Origin of the sequence: Flavobacterium sp. 90, assembly GCF_004339525.1 — a bacterium.
Lineage (GTDB): Bacteria > Bacteroidota > Bacteroidia > Flavobacteriales > Flavobacteriaceae > Flavobacterium.
In genome coordinates this window covers 248,909-266,874 of sequence record NZ_SMGE01000001.1, presented here as the reverse complement: position 1 = coordinate 266,874, position 17,966 = coordinate 248,909, and the positions used below count along the sequence as shown (strand labels likewise).

Annotated in this window: 12 protein-coding genes; 2 read left to right on the top strand and 10 right to left on the bottom strand. The window is 33.4% G+C overall.

Going from position 1 to position 17,966, the window contains the following annotated elements:
• Positions 1-235: 235 nt before the first annotated feature.
• The gene (locus tag C8C83_RS01115) at positions 236-616 is read right to left on the bottom strand and encodes a DUF1573 domain-containing protein (RefSeq protein ID WP_099711374.1); all 381 of its coding nucleotides are present in this window, start codon (positions 614-616) and stop codon (positions 236-238) included.
• A gap of 273 nt (positions 617-889) precedes the next feature.
• On the opposite strand from C8C83_RS01115, the gene C8C83_RS01110 reads away from it, so the two are divergent.
• Positions 890-3,526, top strand: a complete 2,637-nt coding sequence (locus tag C8C83_RS01110; RefSeq protein ID WP_121326053.1) for a valine--tRNA ligase — start codon at positions 890-892, stop codon at positions 3,524-3,526.
• 573 nt (positions 3,527-4,099) lie between these two features.
• Here the strand turns inward: C8C83_RS01110 and C8C83_RS01105 are convergent.
• The 4 genes from C8C83_RS01105 to C8C83_RS01090 all read right to left on the bottom strand — a co-directional run bounded on the left by C8C83_RS01105 (position 4,100) and on the right by C8C83_RS01090 (position 11,459).
• On the bottom strand, positions 4,100-5,413 hold the full coding sequence (locus C8C83_RS01105) for an amino acid permease (protein WP_121326052.1): 1,314 nt from the start codon (positions 5,411-5,413) through the stop codon (positions 4,100-4,102).
• A gap of 191 nt (positions 5,414-5,604) precedes the next feature.
• On the bottom strand, positions 5,605-7,869 hold the full coding sequence (locus C8C83_RS01100) for a TonB-dependent siderophore receptor (protein WP_121326051.1): 2,265 nt from the start codon (positions 7,867-7,869) through the stop codon (positions 5,605-5,607).
• A 265-nt stretch (positions 7,870-8,134) separates the two neighbouring features.
• Entirely contained in the window at positions 8,135-8,860 is a 726-nt protein-coding gene (locus C8C83_RS01095; protein ID WP_121326050.1) for a DUF4198 domain-containing protein, read from the bottom strand.
• A gap of 277 nt (positions 8,861-9,137) precedes the next feature.
• Positions 9,138-11,459 carry a TonB-dependent receptor gene (locus C8C83_RS01090; RefSeq protein ID WP_121326049.1) on the bottom strand — a complete coding sequence of 774 codons (2,322 nt, stop codon included), beginning with the start codon at positions 11,457-11,459 and terminating at the stop codon, positions 9,138-9,140.
• Between the two features lie 258 nt (positions 11,460-11,717).
• Here C8C83_RS01090 and C8C83_RS01085 point away from each other — a divergent pair, with 258 nt between their 5' ends.
• The gene (locus C8C83_RS01085; RefSeq protein WP_132011623.1) at positions 11,718-12,878 is read left to right on the top strand and encodes an MFS transporter; all 1,161 of its coding nucleotides are present in this window, start codon (positions 11,718-11,720) and stop codon (positions 12,876-12,878) included.
• A 47-nt stretch (positions 12,879-12,925) separates the two neighbouring features.
• Here C8C83_RS01085 and C8C83_RS01080 read toward each other — a convergent pair whose 3' ends face one another.
• From C8C83_RS01080 to C8C83_RS01060, 5 genes are all read right to left on the bottom strand, one after another.
• Entirely contained in the window at positions 12,926-13,447 is a 522-nt protein-coding gene (locus C8C83_RS01080; protein ID WP_121326048.1) for a hypothetical protein, read from the bottom strand.
• A complete protein-coding gene (locus C8C83_RS01075; protein WP_121326047.1) occupies positions 13,434-13,916 on the bottom strand; it encodes a hypothetical protein in 483 nt (160 codons plus the stop codon). Before C8C83_RS01075 ends, C8C83_RS01080 begins: the two co-directional genes overlap by 14 nt.
• Positions 13,913-14,782 (bottom strand): leucine-rich repeat domain-containing protein, encoded by an 870-nt coding sequence (locus C8C83_RS01070; protein WP_121326046.1) that lies wholly within the window; start codon positions 14,780-14,782, stop codon positions 13,913-13,915. The genes C8C83_RS01075 and C8C83_RS01070 overlap by 4 nt, the downstream gene beginning before the upstream one ends.
• A 9-nt stretch (positions 14,783-14,791) precedes the next feature.
• The gene (locus tag C8C83_RS01065) at positions 14,792-15,271 is read right to left on the bottom strand and encodes a DUF6265 family protein (RefSeq protein ID WP_121326045.1); all 480 of its coding nucleotides are present in this window, start codon (positions 15,269-15,271) and stop codon (positions 14,792-14,794) included.
• A 241-nt stretch (positions 15,272-15,512) separates the two neighbouring features.
• Entirely contained in the window at positions 15,513-17,828 is a 2,316-nt protein-coding gene (locus tag C8C83_RS01060) for a type IA DNA topoisomerase (RefSeq protein WP_121326044.1), read from the bottom strand.
• Positions 17,829-17,966: the final 138 nt, after the last annotated feature.

Here is a 17,966-nt window from a genome sequence, read left to right as displayed (position 1 = left end):
TTAGACACTGATTTTACTGATTCGCTAAAGCGAAAACGCTGATAAAAACGGATTTTTCTAATTACTTTTTTGATTAAACTGTTAAGTAATTTTGTAGATTTCCCCTTAACTTAATGACATTGCCTGAATCCTCGGGATTAAAACCTGTGGGGTTTAATTAAGAAGAATTAGATTCATAAAAAAAAGCCGTTCCTTAATAAGAAACGGCTTTTACTATTTTTAGATTATTGTTTTTTTATAAAACTTCGCCTTTAATTTTTAAGGCGACTCTACCATCAGGGTAGTTAACGGCGTTGGTTTCAACGGTAATTGTTTTACGAATAGGACCGGAAACCATATTGTATTTTACATCAATTTTTCCTTTTTTACCAGGCAAAATAGCTGCAGCTGGTTTTGTAACGACAATTGAGCTTACTGTAGATTCTGCTCCGGTAATTAATAGAGGCGCATCTCCGGTGTTTGTAAATTCAAAAGAGCGAACTCCATTATCACCCTTAGAAATTTTTCCATAATCAATTGTGTTGTCTGTGGCAGCAAATTCAATTTTTGGGCCGTTTTGAGCATAACCAATTGTACAAAACAATGCGATTACAATAAAAGTGGCAACATTTTTCATTTGAAATTATTTTAAGTTGTAAGTAAATATACTTTGTTTTAATTAATACACAAATTTTTATTTCGCTTTTTATAGTGTCTTTAATTATTTACTTTTGCTGTCAGTTATAATTACAAAAATTGAACCAAAGTTTCGTTTATTTGTTTAACTGTTTAATCGTTTAATTGATTTGGATTGAATTTAGGTTTTACTAAAGCTTTCAGAAATTAACGATTAAACGAATCAACGATTAAACGAATAAACAGAAAATAAACGAATAAACAATCCTAATAAATGAGTATTCCAGCACAATTTGACGCTAAGACAATCGAGAACAAATGGTATGATTACTGGATGAAAAACAACTATTTTCATTCAGAACCAGATCATAGAACACCTTATACAATTGTAATTCCGCCGCCAAACGTCACAGGAGTTTTGCACATGGGACATATGTTGAATAATACAATTCAGGATGTTTTGATTCGTAGAGCGCGTCTTAAAGGCTTCAACGCTTGTTGGGTTCCGGGAACGGATCACGCGTCGATTGCAACGGAAGCAAAAGTTGTAGCGAAATTAAAAGCGGAAGGAATCAATAAAAATGATTTAACCCGCGAAGAATTTTTAGCGCACGCTTGGGAATGGACAGATAAATATGGCGGAGTAATTCTTGATCAGCTTAAAAAGCTTGGAGCTTCCTGCGATTGGGAAAGAACCAAATTTACGATGGATCCTGATATGTCAGCTTCTGTGATTAAATCGTTTGTTGATTTATACAACAAAGGATTAATTTATAGAGGATACCGAATGGTTAACTGGGATCCTGAAGCAAAAACAACGCTTTCTGACGAAGAAGTTATTTATGAAGAACAACAAGGGAAATTATTTTTCCTGAAATATAAAATCGAAGGAACTGAGGAATTTTTGACTATTGCTACAACTCGTCCCGAAACTATTTTTGGAGATACAGCAATTTGTATCAATCCAAATGATGAGCGTTTTACACATTTAAAAGGTAAAAAAGCAATCGTTCCTATTTGTGGCCGAGTAATTCCAATTATCGAAGACGAATATGTAGATGTAGAATTCGGAACGGGATGTTTAAAAGTAACTCCGGCGCACGATATGAATGATAAAACGCTAGGAGAGAAGCATAATCTTGAAATCGTTGATATCTTTAATGAAGATGCTACATTAAATAGCTTCGGATTGCATTATCAAGGAAAAGATCGTTTTGTGGTTCGTACCGAAGTTGCAAAAGAGTTAGAAGAAATTGGCGCTTTGGCGAAGACCGAAATCCATTTAAATAAAGTTGGAACATCAGAAAGAACAAAAGCTGTAATCGAACCAAGATTATCAGACCAATGGTTCTTGAAAATGGAAGATTTAGTAAAACCGGCAATCCAATCTGTTTTGGTTGATGGCGATATTAAATTACATCCAAAACGATTCGAAAATACTTATGCGCACTGGTTAAACAATATCCGTGATTGGAATATCTCTCGTCAATTATGGTGGGGACAACAAATTCCGGCGTATTATTACGGAGACGGAAAAGAAGATTTCGTAGTTGCAGAAAACATCGAAGACGCATTAAAATTAGCACAAGAAAGAACTTCTAACAATTCACTAACAACATCTGACTTAAAACAGGATGTTGATGCATTAGACACTTGGTTTTCATCTTGGCTTTGGCCGATGTCTGTTTTTGGCGGAATCATGGATCCTGAAAGTGCAGATTATAAATATTATTATCCAACAAATGACTTGGTTACAGGTCCGGATATTTTATTCTTTTGGGTTGCCAGAATGATTATCGCAGGTTACGAATATGCTGGAGAAAAGCCATTTACCAATGTATATTTAACTGGTTTGGTTCGTGATAAACAACGCCGTAAAATGTCTAAATCATTAGGGAATTCTCCTGATCCTTTAGACTTGATCGAAAAATTTGGTGCAGATGGAGTTCGTGTAGGATTGCTTTTGAGTGCTTCTGCAGGAAATGATATCATGTTTGATGAAGAATTATGCCTTCAGGGAAAATCATTCACAAACAAAATATGGAATGCTGTTAAATTGATTAAAGGTTGGGAAGTTTCAGAAACTATCTCGCAACCAGAATCATCAAAAGTGGCAATCGAATGGTACGAAGCTAAGTTGCAGCAAACATTGGTTGAAATTGAAGATAATTTTGAGAAATACAGAATTTCAGATTCATTAATGGCAATTTACAAATTGGTTTGGGATGATTTTTGTTCTTGGTTTTTAGAGATGATCAAACCGGCATATCAACAACCAATTGACAAAGCAACGTTTGATAAAGCAATCGAAATGTTAGAAAGTAACTTGAAGTTGCTTCATCCTTTTATGCCTTTCTTAACAGAAGAAATTTGGCATTTAATTGCTGACAGGACTAAAGAAGAAGCTTTAATTGTTTCGACTTGGCCAGAATTAAAACCATTCAACGCAAGTTTGATTTCTGATTTCGAAAGTACAATTGAAGTAATCTCAGGAATTAGAACGATCAGAAAAGATAAAAATATTCCGTTTAAAGATGCAATCGAATTAAAAGCAATCAATAGCGAGAATATCGCAACTTATTTCGATACAATAGTAACGAAATTAGGTAATATTTCAGCTTTCGAATATGTTTCTGCTAAAGTTGACGGCGCGTTATCTTTCCGTGTAAAATCAAATGAATATTTCATTCCGATTTCGGGAGGAAATATTGACGTTGAAGCTGAAGTTGCAAAATTAACTGCAGAGTTAGTTTACACGCAAGGTTTCTTAAAATCAGTTCAGGCAAAATTATCAAACGAGAAATTTGTTGCCGGAGCACCAGAAAAAGTATTAGCAAACGAAAAACAAAAAGAAGCCGATGCTTTAGCAAAAATTGCTACAATCGAGCAAAGTATTGCTGGTTTGAAATAAGAATCAGATTTATTTTTTAAATATAAAAGCTGTCCAAATGGACAGCTTTTTTTATTTTGTTATTTTGATTGAAAGGAGACCCGAGCGATAGCGAACAGATGAAGTAAATCTTCGCGAGAAATTCGAGAAAGATTCGTGACAATATAGAACGCGGATGACGCGGATTCGCTTTGCGAAAACGCAGATTAAAACGGATTTTAGTTCAATCTTGTCATTTCGACTGAAAGGAGAAATCACACATATAACGCGACAAAGATTGACGATTTTGATTGCGAAGGATGGATTGAAATCCATCCCTACAATATAATTTGTTCCTCTGGAACGTTATGATGAACAAATCTCCAGCAATGGCACAGTTCTGAGATTTATTAAGGATAAAGGTTTTGTTATTTCGATTAAAAAGAAATGACAAGATTGAATTAATAAAATCCGTTTTAATCTGCGTTTTCGCAAAGCGAATCCGCGTCATCCGCGTTCTATATTGTCGCGAATCTTTCTCGAATTTCTCGCGAAGATTTACTTCATCTGTTCGCTATCGCTCGAGTCTCCTTCTTCGAAATGACAAAATAGGTGTTACTTCCTTTTTTTCAAAACCAAAAACAAAGGATAAGAAATCAAAGTAATACCAAGAATAATGATAAAGCTTTTAGGATCACTAAATATAAAACCTATTAATAAGGCTAAAGAAGCTACAATTGCAATAATAGTTGTCCAAGGATACCAAGCAGAACGATAAGGTCTTGGTAAATCCGGTTCTGATTTTCTTAGTTTTATAAGAGAACAATAAGCTAATCCCCAAACGATAATCGAAGTGAAGGCTGCAAATGAAAACAGGACTTCAAATGAACCAATACAAATTAGAAATAAGCTGAATAATGATGAAACTAAAAGTGCCACAATTGGAGTTCCGCCTTTGTTTACAGTTGTTCCTTTTTCGATAAAAAAACCATCGCGGCTTAATCCGTATAGAATTCTTGGAGGAATCATCATAAAAGCATTCAGAATACTAATCAAAGAGAAAATAGAAATTACGGTAACGATAATTGCGCCGTTTTTTCCGAAGATTATATTGGCAACATCGGCTGCAGCCAAATTTGATTTTGCAACATTTTCTACAGGCAAAACATAAAAGAAAGCAACGTTTATTAAAATATAAATTGAGATTACCAGTAGAACACCGCTATATAGTGACTTTGGAATATTCTTGCCTGGATCATCATTTTCTTCGGCAAAAAAGCAAACGCTATTCCAGCCGTTATAAGTTCCGATGATAAGTTGAAGTGATTTGAAAAATCCAAATAATAAACCAATTTGAACCGCTGTATTGTCTTTTGGAATTGGAGCCAATTTTACGCCTGAATACATAAAACACGCAACGACTAAAGCAAAGAAGCAAATCACTTTTAAGAAACTGGTAATTTGCTGGATTGTGCTTCCGTTTTTTACGCCGCTTACATGCAATAAAACAAAGGCAATTAAGAGAGAAATTGCCATTTCTGTCGAATAGTTTTTAAGATCTGGAAACAGAATTATAATATATTCACTTATTACAATACAATAAAAAGCAGGCGGAATAGCATTGGTAATATAATCAAACCAGCCGGAAAGAAATCCTGCATAATTGCCAAAAGCTCTTTTGATATAATTGTAAGATCCTCCGGCTTTGGGAAGCATTGTAGCTAGTTCTGCATAAGAATTTGCACCAATTAAGACAAATAATCCGCCAAAAAGCCACGATGCAATAATAAGCCAGTAATTGTCTAACAGGGATGCAATTGATCCGGGAGTTCTTAAAATTCCAACTCCAATTGTTCCTCCAATCAAAACAGCGATATTAAAACTTAATCCGAGACTTTTTTGTAATTGGTTTTTTCTGGAATCTGACATGTTTAGAATTTTATTTTAATGAGATAGAAAGTATTTACCCGACAAAAGTACTATAATTAGAACACTTTCTTTTGTGAAAACAAAAAACCTCATTTATTGCTAAATGAGGTTTCTTGAAGATCAAAACTTCTACTTTTCAAGAATGAAAGTTGCAGAAAAAGCTTTGGCGATCTAAACTAATTCAATTTTTTTTAGAATTTGTATCTTAAGCTTGTCAAGATTTGACGAGGCGCGATTGGATTTGTACTGTAATTTTCGTGAACAGTATAATTTAACTCATTTGTAATGTTTGATAATTTACATAAGATTGAGAATTTTCTCCATTCATAACCTGCAGAAACATCTACAGTTACATATCCTTCTAACGGAATATCACGATCTCTGATAGATATAGTGTAAGCCGGATCAGGTTTTGGATTAGTAGGTGTTGGTTTAACTGCTGTCCAAAGGTAATCGTCATTCCATCCTGCTAAACGGTTTCCGATATAATTTCCGATAGCTCCAAATGTAACTCCTTTAAATAATCCGCTTGGTAATTTATAGAAAAAGCTTAAGTTGGCTGTGTTTCTTGGCGTTCTTGCTACACGATCTCCTTCTATAAAACTTCCGTTTGTTCCTGAAGTTTTAGTGTAACGCATATCATTATAACTGTAACCAGCATTAATATTTAAACCTTCAACCGGAGTTGCGGTGATATCAACTTCGACACCTTTACTTTTTGTAGCTCCACCTAACATTTTAATGTTTGTATTTGCGTTTGGAGTAACACCATCAGCTTGATAAGGTGCAGTTTGAGCTAAATTGCTATTTGTGATTTGATAAACCGTAACGTTTGTACTTAACAAACCTCTAAAGAAATCTTTTTTGATACCAGCTTCATATTGATCAATGATTGATGATTCTAAAATATTTCCATCAACTGTAAGTCCGGTATTTGGTGTAAAAGAGTTTGAGTAACTTGCAAATAAAGACGTATTTCTTGTTGGCTGATAAATCAATCCTAATTTTGGAGAGAAAGCTTTATCAATACGTTTTGCAGCTTCTACAGTAGTTACAGTGCTTGGATTTACGTTGTAAGTATCTGTAATTACCTGCGATTGTTGCCAAGACCAACGAATACCTGCCAAAAGTTTAATTTGATCTGTAAACGAAATCAAATCCTGTGCATAAGCACCAAAACGTTCTGTATCTGTATTTGCAATTGCTGTAATTCTTGAATTTGGTTCATCAGTTCTTTGATTTTTAGGATCAAAAGTATAAAGATTTATAGTGTCATAAGTTGCAACTGTTGTAGAAGTTGGAGAGGTAAAAAACCCGTAAGTATAAGCCGTTGCATAAGAGTTTTCATAATCAACCCCTGTAAATAACTGGTGTTTGATACTTCCTGTTTTAAATGTTCCTTGCAAGCTTAATTGATCTCCAAATATTTTTTCTAAGTTTTGATTTTGAACCAAAGGTCTTGTCCAATTACCATTTGCATCTACAGTTGATAATTGAGCTGTTGACTTAGAAGTTCTGTCGTAATTTTGAAAAGAAGAATTAAAATTCAGTTTCCAGTTTTCGCTAATATTGTGATTTACCAATACAGATGCACTTGATGATCTTGTATTTCCGTTTGACCAAAGTGCTCCAAAAAAAGTATTACGTGGCACATTTACAATTTCTTTTCCAATAATTCCAGTTCCAAAATCCGGAGTCCAGTCAGCACTCAAATAATCTCCTTGTACTGTAATTTGCGTTTTAGGAGATACATTAAAAAGGAAAGAAGGATTAAAATAGATACGTTCGTTTTTAACAACATCTCTAAAACTTTCAGAGTTCTCATAAGAACCTGTAAAACGATAAGCGATATATTTGTTTAAAGGTCCGTAAAAGTCAATTGACGGTTTGTAATAAGCGAAACTTCCCATTTGCATTGAAACTTCTCCACCACGAGTAAATTTAGGTGTTTTTGTAACCATGTTAAGGATTCCTCCAGGATTAACGTTTCCGTATAGAAGAGCTGCACTTCCTTTCAAAAATTCAACTTTTTCTAAAGATGAAACTTCAGGAATTGAACCACTATTAAAGCGAAATCCGTTTTTGAACATATTATTTGCTGACATATCATAACCTCTTGAAAAGAATGATTCCTGAGCGCCACCACGAGCAGATGATACATAAACACCATTAAGGTTTTTTACAACTTCACTTAATCTTATTGCTTGTTGTTGCTCAATTATTTCGCTTCCAATAATCTGAACGCTTTGTGGCAAATCCATTACTTTGATTCCTGAACGAGCCGCTTCAATAGGTTTCTTAGGTTTATTTGCAGTAATTAAAACCTCATTAAGAATTTCTCCTTTTTTATTTTTTACAGTATCATTTACCGTCGAACCGCTTTCTGTGCTTGTGTAGTTTTGACTATAAGACGCAAAACTTATAAAAGATAAAGCAAGTAGTAAATTATATTTCATGATGCTTATTTAGATTTAATAAAAATAATTTTTTGCAAATATAAGGGCACATTAATGTTTTAACAAAATTTTTAGAGAGATTTAAGCGCTTAAATTTTCCTTAGTTCTTTCTTAAGATTGTCTTAATTATTTGGTTTTGTGATTTAAATGTTTGGCTGAAATTTGAGATCAAATTTTATGATTTTCAATTTTTGGAACATAAAAAAAACCTTACTCAAAAGAACAAGGTTTCATTAAGATCTACTTTATGTAAGATATAGAAGTGTTATTTTACTGAAATTAAATAAGTTGCCATTTTCCAGATTTCGTCATATTTTTTACCGTTATGTTCTCCGGCAGCTTTTTCTGTATAAGCAAATTCTACCATGTAATTCCCTGACCAAAGTGGAGAAAAAGAGATTTCGCCTTTGTCATTACTCCATAATTCTTTCTCCCAGCCATTTGGAGCAATTACTTTTATTTTTTGTTTTTTTGCAGAAGCACCTTCGTACAAAGCATTAACATTAATCGTCGCTTTTTGTTTTGCAGTTGCTACATCTTTAGCAAATACACTTATAATGTTTGAGTTTGCAGCAGCTTCATTTCCTTTTGCAGCATTACCAACCAAAACAGTTGCGCTTGAGTTGTAATCCAGTTTCATAGTTCCATAAACATCTTTTACAGTATGATGCATTACCACAGTATAAACCCCGTCTTCATCTGGTGTAAAAAATGCCTGATATTTGTTTTCTAAAGCTGTCGCCGAAAGTTTAATTTCTTTTTTTGAAGGACTGATTACAACCAACGAAAAATCCTTTAAATCAGAAAACCATTTTGCAGAAGGCGTAATATCATTATCTGAAAATTCTCCAAAGAAAACTGAAATTTCCTGTGCTTTTCCTTTAGTTCCCGTTGCTTTAGTTTCGATCCAAAGTGCGTGTGCGAATATTGCAGGACTTGCAACCAACATTAAAAATAAAAACGTTATTGATTTTAAAGTTTTAGATTTCATAAGATGAAGTTTAAATTTTTGTGAATATTATTATTTTTACAAACTTAAGTCTTATTTAGATTAATTAAAAATAAAATAATTTAAAGTTTGTAGAATTTTATAGTAGTTAATTACAATCTTAATCATTTCCTTGCAAGAAGAAATCTTCACAAGAACTCGACAAAGATTAAACTCAGGTTTTGGAGTTTTAATGCTGATTTCTTTTTTGTGGAAAAAAAAATGAATTCTATAAAAAAACACCTCATGAGTTGAGGTGTTTTTGATAAAAGACTTTTACTTAAAATTTCAAGGTCAGATTTACTAATATGTTTGATGGAGTTTGAGCCATTCCATAAGAATCCCAGTATTTTTTGTTGTTGATGTTGTTGAATTTAACACCAAGTCTCCAGGTTGGCTGATCATAAAATATAGTTGCATTATAAACAGAATAAGAAGGAGCATAGAAACTTTCGTCTTCAAATTTGTATTGTTTGTCTACATAATTTCCTCCAAAACCAAGACCGAAATCTTTTAACACGTTTTGAAATTTATAAGACAACCAAAAATTAACTACATTCTCCGGAGCTCCGCTGGCTTTGTTTCCTTCTATAGCAGCATCTGATGATTTTACAATGCGATTATCATTATAAGCATAACCAACAACGGCATTTAAGCCTTCGATAGGATTTGCAATAAATTCAAAATCAAAACCTTTACTTACTTGTTTACCATCCTGAACACTAAACCCGTCAGGAGTTGTTCTTGTAGCATTATCAATTGTAATGTTGTAGTAACTTAAAGTAGTACTTAATTTTTTATTGAAAGCTTCTACTTTTACTCCACCTTCGTATTGGTTTGCATAAACTGGTTTTAAGATTAGCAAACTTCCGTCAGGCTGATTTACCGGACCTGAATTTTGGAAACCATTCATATAATTTCCAAATAAAGAGACCTGATTTTTAACCACTTCATAAACCAAACCTAATTTTGGCGATAAAGCAGTTTGGTTATATCCCGGAACATCTACAAGATCTTTCTGAACGAAGTTATCCAAACGAAGACTCAACATTGCAGATAAGCGATCCGTGAAACTAATCACATCCGAAGCATAAACACTAAATATTTGTTCGTCCGGAGTCGGATATGTAAGTTGAGATAAAGCTGCATCAACTTGTTTTTTTCGAATAGGCTCAAAAGGTTTGGTTACATCAATAGTATCCAAAACCGGCGTTGCACCATAATTAAAAGTACCTTTTGAAAATCTGTAATTTACACCTACTAATAGTTTGTGTTTGATGCTTCCGGTAGAAAATTCACCATTAATATTTTCTTGGATATTCGTAAATTGATTAGAAATTGGTCCAAAACGAGACACACTTCTTAGTACTTCAGTTGGCGAATTCCATTTTGTGTAATATTGATAACTGCGATCTACGTTTTCATCTATAAAAGAGTAAAGCGTTGTAGATTTCCAATTATCTGCCAATTGATATTCTGCCTGAACAAAAACTTTAGTCGATGAAGTTTTAGCATCAAGATCATCGTGAAACAAGCTTTTTTTGTAGTCGATTTGCAGATCTGTTGGGTTTGTAATTCCGGCAGCATATGAGCGTCCGTAAGTTGGGCGTGTATTGTTTACGCTGTAGATTTCAGTATCAACACTTAAGGTTAGTTTATCCGTTGCTTTATAAACAAGACTTGGCGCAATCAGGAATGTTTTATTAAAACCATAATCTAAAAAGCTTTTTTCAGTATTTAAAGAAGTATTTAATCTAAACAATACTTTATTATCGGGCGTTAACGGAGTATTGATATCAAGTGCAATTCGATTTAATCCGAAGCTTCCTCCAGTATAAGAAACCTCCGTTTTTTTACCTTCAAAAGGTTTTTTGGTCACAAGATTAACAACACCTCCAAAAGACGATACAGACGATCCGAATAAAGTTCCCGAAGGACCTTTAAGAACCTCAATACGTTCTGCATTATCGATAGAAATTGAGCTTCGTCCCGTCATGTTTTCCATTCCGTTTCGGGCATTAACACCAGTGCTAAATCCTCTAAACGAAATTTCAAGTCCTCCCGAAGGATAAATTTTTGTAGTAACGCCGGGTGCATTTACAACAGCACTTCTAATGTCTACCGAAATTTGTTCCTGCAAAAGTTCTTTCTGAATCACATTGTAAACTTGTGGATTTTCCAGATTTTTAAGAGGCATTCTCGCTACATAATCTGTTTTTTTAGATAAGATGCTTTTTTTACCATTTACAACAACTTCGTGTAATTCTTTGTTCGAAACCTTCAATTGCAAGTTTACAGTTGAAGTTTCTGTTTCAGCAACAACAACTACTTGTTCTGTGGTTTCGTAGCCCGTTAAAGATATTTGTAAAGTATAAGTATTCGCTCGTACTCTGTTCAATTCAAAACTGCCATCATCATTGGTAGTCGTGCCATATTTTGAAGATTTAAGAATCACATTTACACCAGCAGCAGCGTCGCCGTCAGAAGTTGTGATTGTTCCTTTTATTTTTCCAAAGTTTTGTTGTGCAAAAGAGCTGAAAACAGTGAATAGAAAACTGATTGTAAATAGAAAACGATACGTTTTCGCAGTAGAATATTTCATTTTTATTAAAGTTGGTTAAGGTTTTGTTTTTATTTAGAATGAATAAAAACAATGCAAATGTAAAAATTAATATTTCCTTAACAAATATTAATTGACTTGATTTGATGTGTTTTTTGTTATATTTTGGTAAACTTTTTTCTAAAAGTTGCGAAAAAACAATAAATTGACTTAAATTTCTGACTTTTGTTAAAAATTCCGAAAAGGGTAGACGTTAAACTTCAAAAGGCTTAATTTTGCATTTTAAATGAAATTCTCCTCATGATTTTACCTTTTTTAAAGAAACTACAGAATTCGCCAAAAGGATTCCGTTTAGCCAATACTGTGTTTTTTTTCCTCTCCGGATTTGGATATTCTTCTTGGGTTTCCCGAATTCCGCATATAAAAGCACAATTGCATTTATCAGAAGCTCAATTTGGAACCGTTTTATTTGCTTTTCCGATTGGTCTAATGCTCACAATGCCTTTTACAGGAAAGTTATTGAATAAATACAGCAGCCGTTATATCATGCTTTTGGGAGCAATTATGTTTAATATTGTGCTCTCTTTACCAGGTTTGGCCGCTTTTGTGTGGCAATTGGTTATTATACTTTTGATCTTTGGAGCCTCACGTAATATTTTTAATTTATCGATTAATGCGCAATCTCTGGAAGTTCAAAAATTATATCCACAATCGATTATAACCCGTTTTCATGCCGTTTGGAGTATTGCTGTTTTCGCCGGAGCAGGTTTAGGTTATGTAATGGTATCGAGACATATTGCGCCGTCGCATCATTTATTAGGTGTAAGTATTTTTATGATGGGTCTTACGGCATGTTTTTACCCTTTGAGTATTCATAATGAGCCCGTACCGGTTAAGAAAAAGTTCTTTTCGATGCCGGAAAAAAATCTGATTAAGTTCGCTATCATTTGTTTTGTTTCTATGGCTTGCGAAAATACGATGTACGATTGGAGCGGTATTTATTTTGAAAATATATTACATGCTTCGCCAAAGTTAACCAGTGCAGCATTTGTATTTTTTGCAACTGCGGTAACTTTAGGACGTTTGTTTGGAGATTATGGCGTAATGAAATTTGGAACAAAACGAATCCTGCTTTACAGCGGAATTTTGATCACGGTAGGTTTTTTAATTTGTTTTCTCTTACCATTTATTTATCCAACTCTTTTCGGTTATGTTTTAATCGGAGTTGGGGTTTCTTGTGTCGTTCCGTTAGTATTTAGCATTGCGGGAAGATCCTCAAAATTAAGCAGTGGTTCAGCCTTAACTTCTATATCTACAATTGGTTATCTTGGGTTTTTATTGGTTCCGCCAATGGTTGGTTTCATCTCTGAATATTTAAGTATGAAATGGGCGTTTTTAGTAATGTCGGTTTTAGGGATTTTGATGATTTTTATGGTCAATAAGATCGGGGAGAAGGAATAAATCTTTGAAGCTTCTAAGATTCGGAGTTGCTCAGGTTCTAGGGTTTTTTAAGAATCTCTTTCTTGATTCATTATTTTTATGTTTAATTTTTGGTTATGTCGTTTACTATTGATTTTACTGCTTAATATCCAATAAATAGCAAATCCAAAGGCTAGAGTTAGAATTATTGAAATTAAATTTATTCCCCAAAAAGTGTAAGTTAAGATGAGTAAAGCTGTTAGAAAGATCTCTATATAGTAATTCTCCTTTTGGTTAATACGTTGTTTTATAATCATTACATTTCCGCGTCTTTTTCCTATTCTTTCAATTACTTTTTTAGTGATCTTATCTATACTGTACATTTTATCAAGATCAGGTAGAGTGAAACAAATTGAAAACTCTAACTCAAGTCTGTTCATAAATCGATAATATTTTCTAACTCCCTTAAAGGAATTTTTAATATTATTCTTTGAGTGTGCCGGAAATGTCAAAAAATCTAGAAAATGAGATTCTTCAAATTCTAAGTCTGGTCTTTGTCGTTCTTCTTTAAAGAGTTCTAAAATTTTTTCTTTGATTTCAGTTTCGGTCATTTTGATTGCCTTTTTCTATTTCTTTAAGATAATCTTTCCATTTTTGTTTATCAATTATATAAGAATATTGATAACTAGATTCAAAGATTCTTACTTTATCCTTAAATTCTAAAGTATCAACATAAAAGAGATCAAGTGTGTCTTTTTGATTTAAAAAATGAATAGAATAAGTACTTGTTGGGCAACAGAAATAACTTGTTTTTTCCGCCTTCGCAAAAATATTTTCGAAATCTTCTAACTGCTGCCTTTTTTTGATTTTAAATTCTTTTGTTGGAATAAGAGATTCAAGACTTCCAGATCTATTATGTGTTATAGTCGAGTCGTAGACTTTAATAACTATTTCAGAACTATTTGATAATGTACTATTAAATGAAAAATTGTCAAAAATATTCTCGACTACATATTGAGTTTTATTACTACAACTTAATAGTAAAATTGAGATTAGAATTATGATGAAAGCTTTTTTCACTTTGGAATATTATAATTAATTATAATATTTTCAGATTGCTTTTTTAGATCTTCATATTTTTGAATAAATGCTTCGCACTTTTCTTTTAAACTAGGATTATTATTTTTTATTTGTCCAGCACCTCTGCCTAAAAAATCCAAATATTCATTGTATTCCCAACAGAGTTCAAAAGAACCACCTTCTACATTTGGTAAAGCAACTTCGACAAAAGCATATTCTTCTGTTTTGAATGTTGCTCTTCCAAAATTTATTTTTTTAAGGTTTTTTAATTCTAAGATGGGAAGTAAAACTGGAAATTCAGACTTAGTATTTATATTTCCAAGAGAAAAAACTTCTAAATTTGGAATACCTTTTAAAAAGTTATAATCTTCAATCGTTTGGTTCCAATCTAATGTTCCATCAATTCGCAAATACTTCAAGCTGTCAATTCCAATTAATCCATCGAAACTTGATACTCTTCTTAAATTCTCAAAATGCAAAGATTTTATCTTTTTTAATTTTTGCAAAGGAGATAAGTCGGTAAAGCCTGAAACATATTCAAGTATTAGTTCTTCCAGATTTTGAAGTTCGCTAATGAAATTGATGTCTTTTGTTCGTAAATGCGTAATTCTTAATCTCGTTAATCTCGTTAATTTTGTTAAACACTCTATTTGTTCTTTACTAGGGTCATGTAAAGTGATTTCTTCTAAATTTTCTAGATTAAATACTTGTTTCCAGCATTTATGATCTTTAGATATTGTAATTATTTTTACAGCTGCTTTATCTAAAATTTCTTCATCAGAGGAATAGAAGTAACGATTTCTGTTTGGTACAATAGTCCAATAATTTCCTTCTCTATCTAAAAGATCTCCAAAATGATGTCTCATTATAATGATCTATTTTTTAGTCATAACAAACTTCTCAGAACTCGCTTTTCCTTGTAAATTCCCTGAAATCTCAGCGGTCAAAGTATTATCAGCGCCTTTTGTATAAGTAATTTTTTGAGGATAATCGTGTTTTGGATTTTCGAAAACCAATTGTTTATCAGATTCAGCAGTTGATGAAAATGCAACAGGTTTATCATCATTTTGACCTTTTACAGTGGCAAAATAAGTTAGAGTTTCACCTTTTTGAGCTAGAACAATATTTTCAAGGTGCAATGTGTCTTTTCCTTTTATAAAGTAGGATGCAGCACTAAAAGTACTGTCGTTTAATTTGATCCAGTTTTCAGTCAGAACGCCGTCCTGAGATTTGTTTTCCCAGTTTCCGATAAGCCAATCTGCAATTTTGATTTTATCTTTTTCAACAGATTCTTTTTTTTGGCAAGAAACAACAGCAATTAAAACAAGCGCTAAAAGAGTAATTTTCTGAAACATATATTTTGGTATTTGGTGTTAAATTGAAAAGCTAATTTATAAAATAGTTTGCCACGAATTTCACAAATTAGCGCGAATTAATTTTTGAAATTTGGAATGCACAAAATAGCCGCAGATTAAAAGGATTAAAATGATTCTCGCATCTATTAGCAAACAAAATAGAAAAATAATTCGCGCTAATTTGTGAAATTAGTGGCGAAGAAAAAATCATTCTAATCCTTTTAATCTGTGGCTAAAAAAATTAAATACTTTCTTGTAAAATAGAATAAACCAATTCTTTAGTAGGTTTTTGATCTTTTAGTTTGGCTCTTACATCATCAAAAGTAACTTTAAAATCACAACCTAATTTATAATCCCCACAGCCATAAGCGGTTTTCCCTTTCATGATTGTTCCTTTTTTACATTTCGGACACGTTAAAGCTTCAGAATCAGTTGTAGCAGCAGGTTTTGCTTTTGCCTTTGGAGCCGTTTTCTTGGTTTCTAATTTAAGTTTGTAATTTTCTTCAAAACGAATCAAACCTTCGACAGTTCCTTCATCAGTTTTGAAGCCTTTTATATTTACGGTTGATCCTTTCTGAACCAATCTTAAATATTGACTTTCGGTTATTTTTTTCTCTGCAAAAGTATTAGGCAAAAGAAAATCACAACCAGCTTTATAATTTCCACATCCGTAAGCTGATTTTCCTTTTATTAAGGTCGCTTTTTGACATTTCGGACAAGTTTCTGCCAAAATTCCTGCGGCTTTCTTTTTCTCTACTTTTACCACTTCTTTTTGAGTCGCAGTTGCATGCGAAATATTGGCGTGTCTGGTTTCGCTTCGTACTTCGGTAACCAAAGCTTCGACCATTCGCTTCATGTTTTTAATAAAAGCTCCGGCAGTATAAGTACCTTTCTCGATATCTTTCAATTGTTTCTCCCAAGAACCTGTAAGTTCCGCTGATTTAATCAATTCATTCTGAATCGTATCAATAAGCTGAATTCCTGTTGGCGTTGGTAAAACCTGCTTTTTATTTCGAACAATATATTGACGTTTAAAAAGCGTTTCGATAATATTCGCACGCGTTGACGGACGACCAATACCGTTTTCTTTCATTAATTCTCGTAAATCTTCGTCGTCGACTTGTTTTCCCGCGGTTTCCATCGCACGAAGTAAAGTCGCCTCTGTAAACTGATTGGGTGGTTTGGTTTCTTTTTCTAAAAACGAAGGTTCATGCGGACCTTTTTCTCCCACTACAAAATTGGGTAATAAATCGGCTTCTTTTTCTTTGGCATTCGGATCTTCAAAAACAACACGGAAACCTTTTTTTAAGATTACTTTTCCAGTGGTTTTGAACATTACATCGGCTGCTTTCCCTATTACTGTAGTATTGGCAACCAAACAATCATCGTAGAATACGGCAATAAAACGTCTTGTAATAATGTCATAAACTTGCTGCTGATTGTATTGCAGATTACTTTCTATTCCGGTTGGAATAATCGCGTGGTGATCCGTAACTTTTTTATCGTTGAAAACCTTAGGCGATTTTTTTATTTTTTTGCCTAAAAGCGGTTGCGTTAATTCGGCATATTTGGAAAGTTTTTGCAGAATTCCCGGTACTTTTGGATAAATATCGTTCGGTAAGAAAGTCGTATCAACTCTGGGATATGTCACTACTTTTTGCTCGTACAAAGTCTGGACAATTTTAAGCGTTTCATCTGCCGAAAATCCAAATTTGGTATTACAATAAACCTGTAAACCCGTTAAATCAAATAGTTTTGGAGCGTATTCATTTCCGTTCTTTTTATCTACAGAAACAATTTCGAACTCACTTTCTTTGACTTTATTGGCGAGAAGTTCTCCGTCTTCTTTTTTTAGAAAACGACCTTCTTCATAACTAAAAAGCGTTTCTCTGTATAAAGTCTGTAATTCCCAATAAGGTTGAGGTTTAAAGTTTTCGATTTCTTTCCAGCGATCGACAACCATTGCCAATGTTGGCGTTTGCACGCGTCCAATAGACAAAACTTGCTTGTAACCGCCATGTTTTACGGTGTACAAACGTGTGGCATTCATACCTAATAACCAGTCTCCAATCGCTCTTGAAAATCCGGCGTAGAATAAATTATCATAGTTTTCAGAAGGCTTTAAGTTTTCGAAACCTTCTTTTATCGCTTCAGTTGTTAAAGACGAAATCCATAAACGCTGTACTTCGCCTTTATAATGCGCTTCGTTCATAACCCAACGCTGAATCAATTCTCCTTCCTGCCCGGCATCCCCGCAGTTTATAACCACTTCGGCTTTGTCGAATAAGCTTTTTACAATTTTAAATTGCTTTTGGATTCCTGAATTCTCAACTACTTTGGTTTCGAATTTCTCCGGAAGCATGGGTAAGTTGTTTAAATCCCAACTTTTCCAATGCGGTTTATAATCGTTAGGTTCCTTTAAAGTACATAAATGCCCAAAAGTATAGGTCACAGCATAGCCATTGCCTTCAAAATACCCATCGTGTTTGGTATTGGCACCCAAAACGGATGCGATTTCACGTGCTACACTTGGTTTCTCAGCAATACATACCTTCATTTTTCTCCTTCTAATTTAAAGGCGAAATTAAGGATTTTTTATAAGAAAGGAGCAAAGGTTCTTAGGAACAAAGGTTTTTTCTAATCTCGCGAAGCCGCAAAGTCGCAAAGTTTTTTTTGTTTCATGCAGATTTTTAAA

Excerpts from the sequence above, each read along its gene's own strand:
- C8C83_RS01090 (WP_121326049.1), bottom strand. The coding sequence starts at position 11,459 with ATGAAATATTCTACTGCGAAAACGTATCGTTTTCTATTTACAATCAGT.
- C8C83_RS01110 (WP_121326053.1), top strand. The coding sequence starts at position 890 with ATGAGTATTCCAGCACAATTTGACGCTAAGACAATCGAGAACAAATGG.
- C8C83_RS01095 (WP_121326050.1), bottom strand. The coding sequence starts at position 8,860 with ATGAAATCTAAAACTTTAAAATCAATAACGTTTTTATTTTTAATGTTG.
- C8C83_RS01115 (WP_099711374.1), bottom strand. The coding sequence starts at position 616 with ATGAAAAATGTTGCCACTTTTATTGTAATCGCATTGTTTTGTACAATT.
- C8C83_RS01070 (WP_121326046.1), bottom strand. The coding sequence starts at position 14,782 with ATGAGACATCATTTTGGAGATCTTTTAGATAGAGAAGGAAATTATTGG.
- C8C83_RS01100 (WP_121326051.1), bottom strand. The coding sequence starts at position 7,869 with ATGAAATATAATTTACTACTTGCTTTATCTTTTATAAGTTTTGCGTCT.
- C8C83_RS01105 (WP_121326052.1), bottom strand. The coding sequence starts at position 5,413 with ATGTCAGATTCCAGAAAAAACCAATTACAAAAAAGTCTCGGATTAAGT.
- C8C83_RS01065 (WP_121326045.1), bottom strand. The coding sequence starts at position 15,271 with ATGTTTCAGAAAATTACTCTTTTAGCGCTTGTTTTAATTGCTGTTGTT.
- C8C83_RS01085 (WP_132011623.1), top strand. The coding sequence starts at position 11,718 with ATGATTTTACCTTTTTTAAAGAAACTACAGAATTCGCCAAAAGGATTC.
- C8C83_RS01080 (WP_121326048.1), bottom strand. The coding sequence starts at position 13,447 with ATGACCGAAACTGAAATCAAAGAAAAAATTTTAGAACTCTTTAAAGAA.
- C8C83_RS01060 (WP_121326044.1), bottom strand. The coding sequence starts at position 17,828 with ATGAAGGTATGTATTGCTGAGAAACCAAGTGTAGCACGTGAAATCGCA.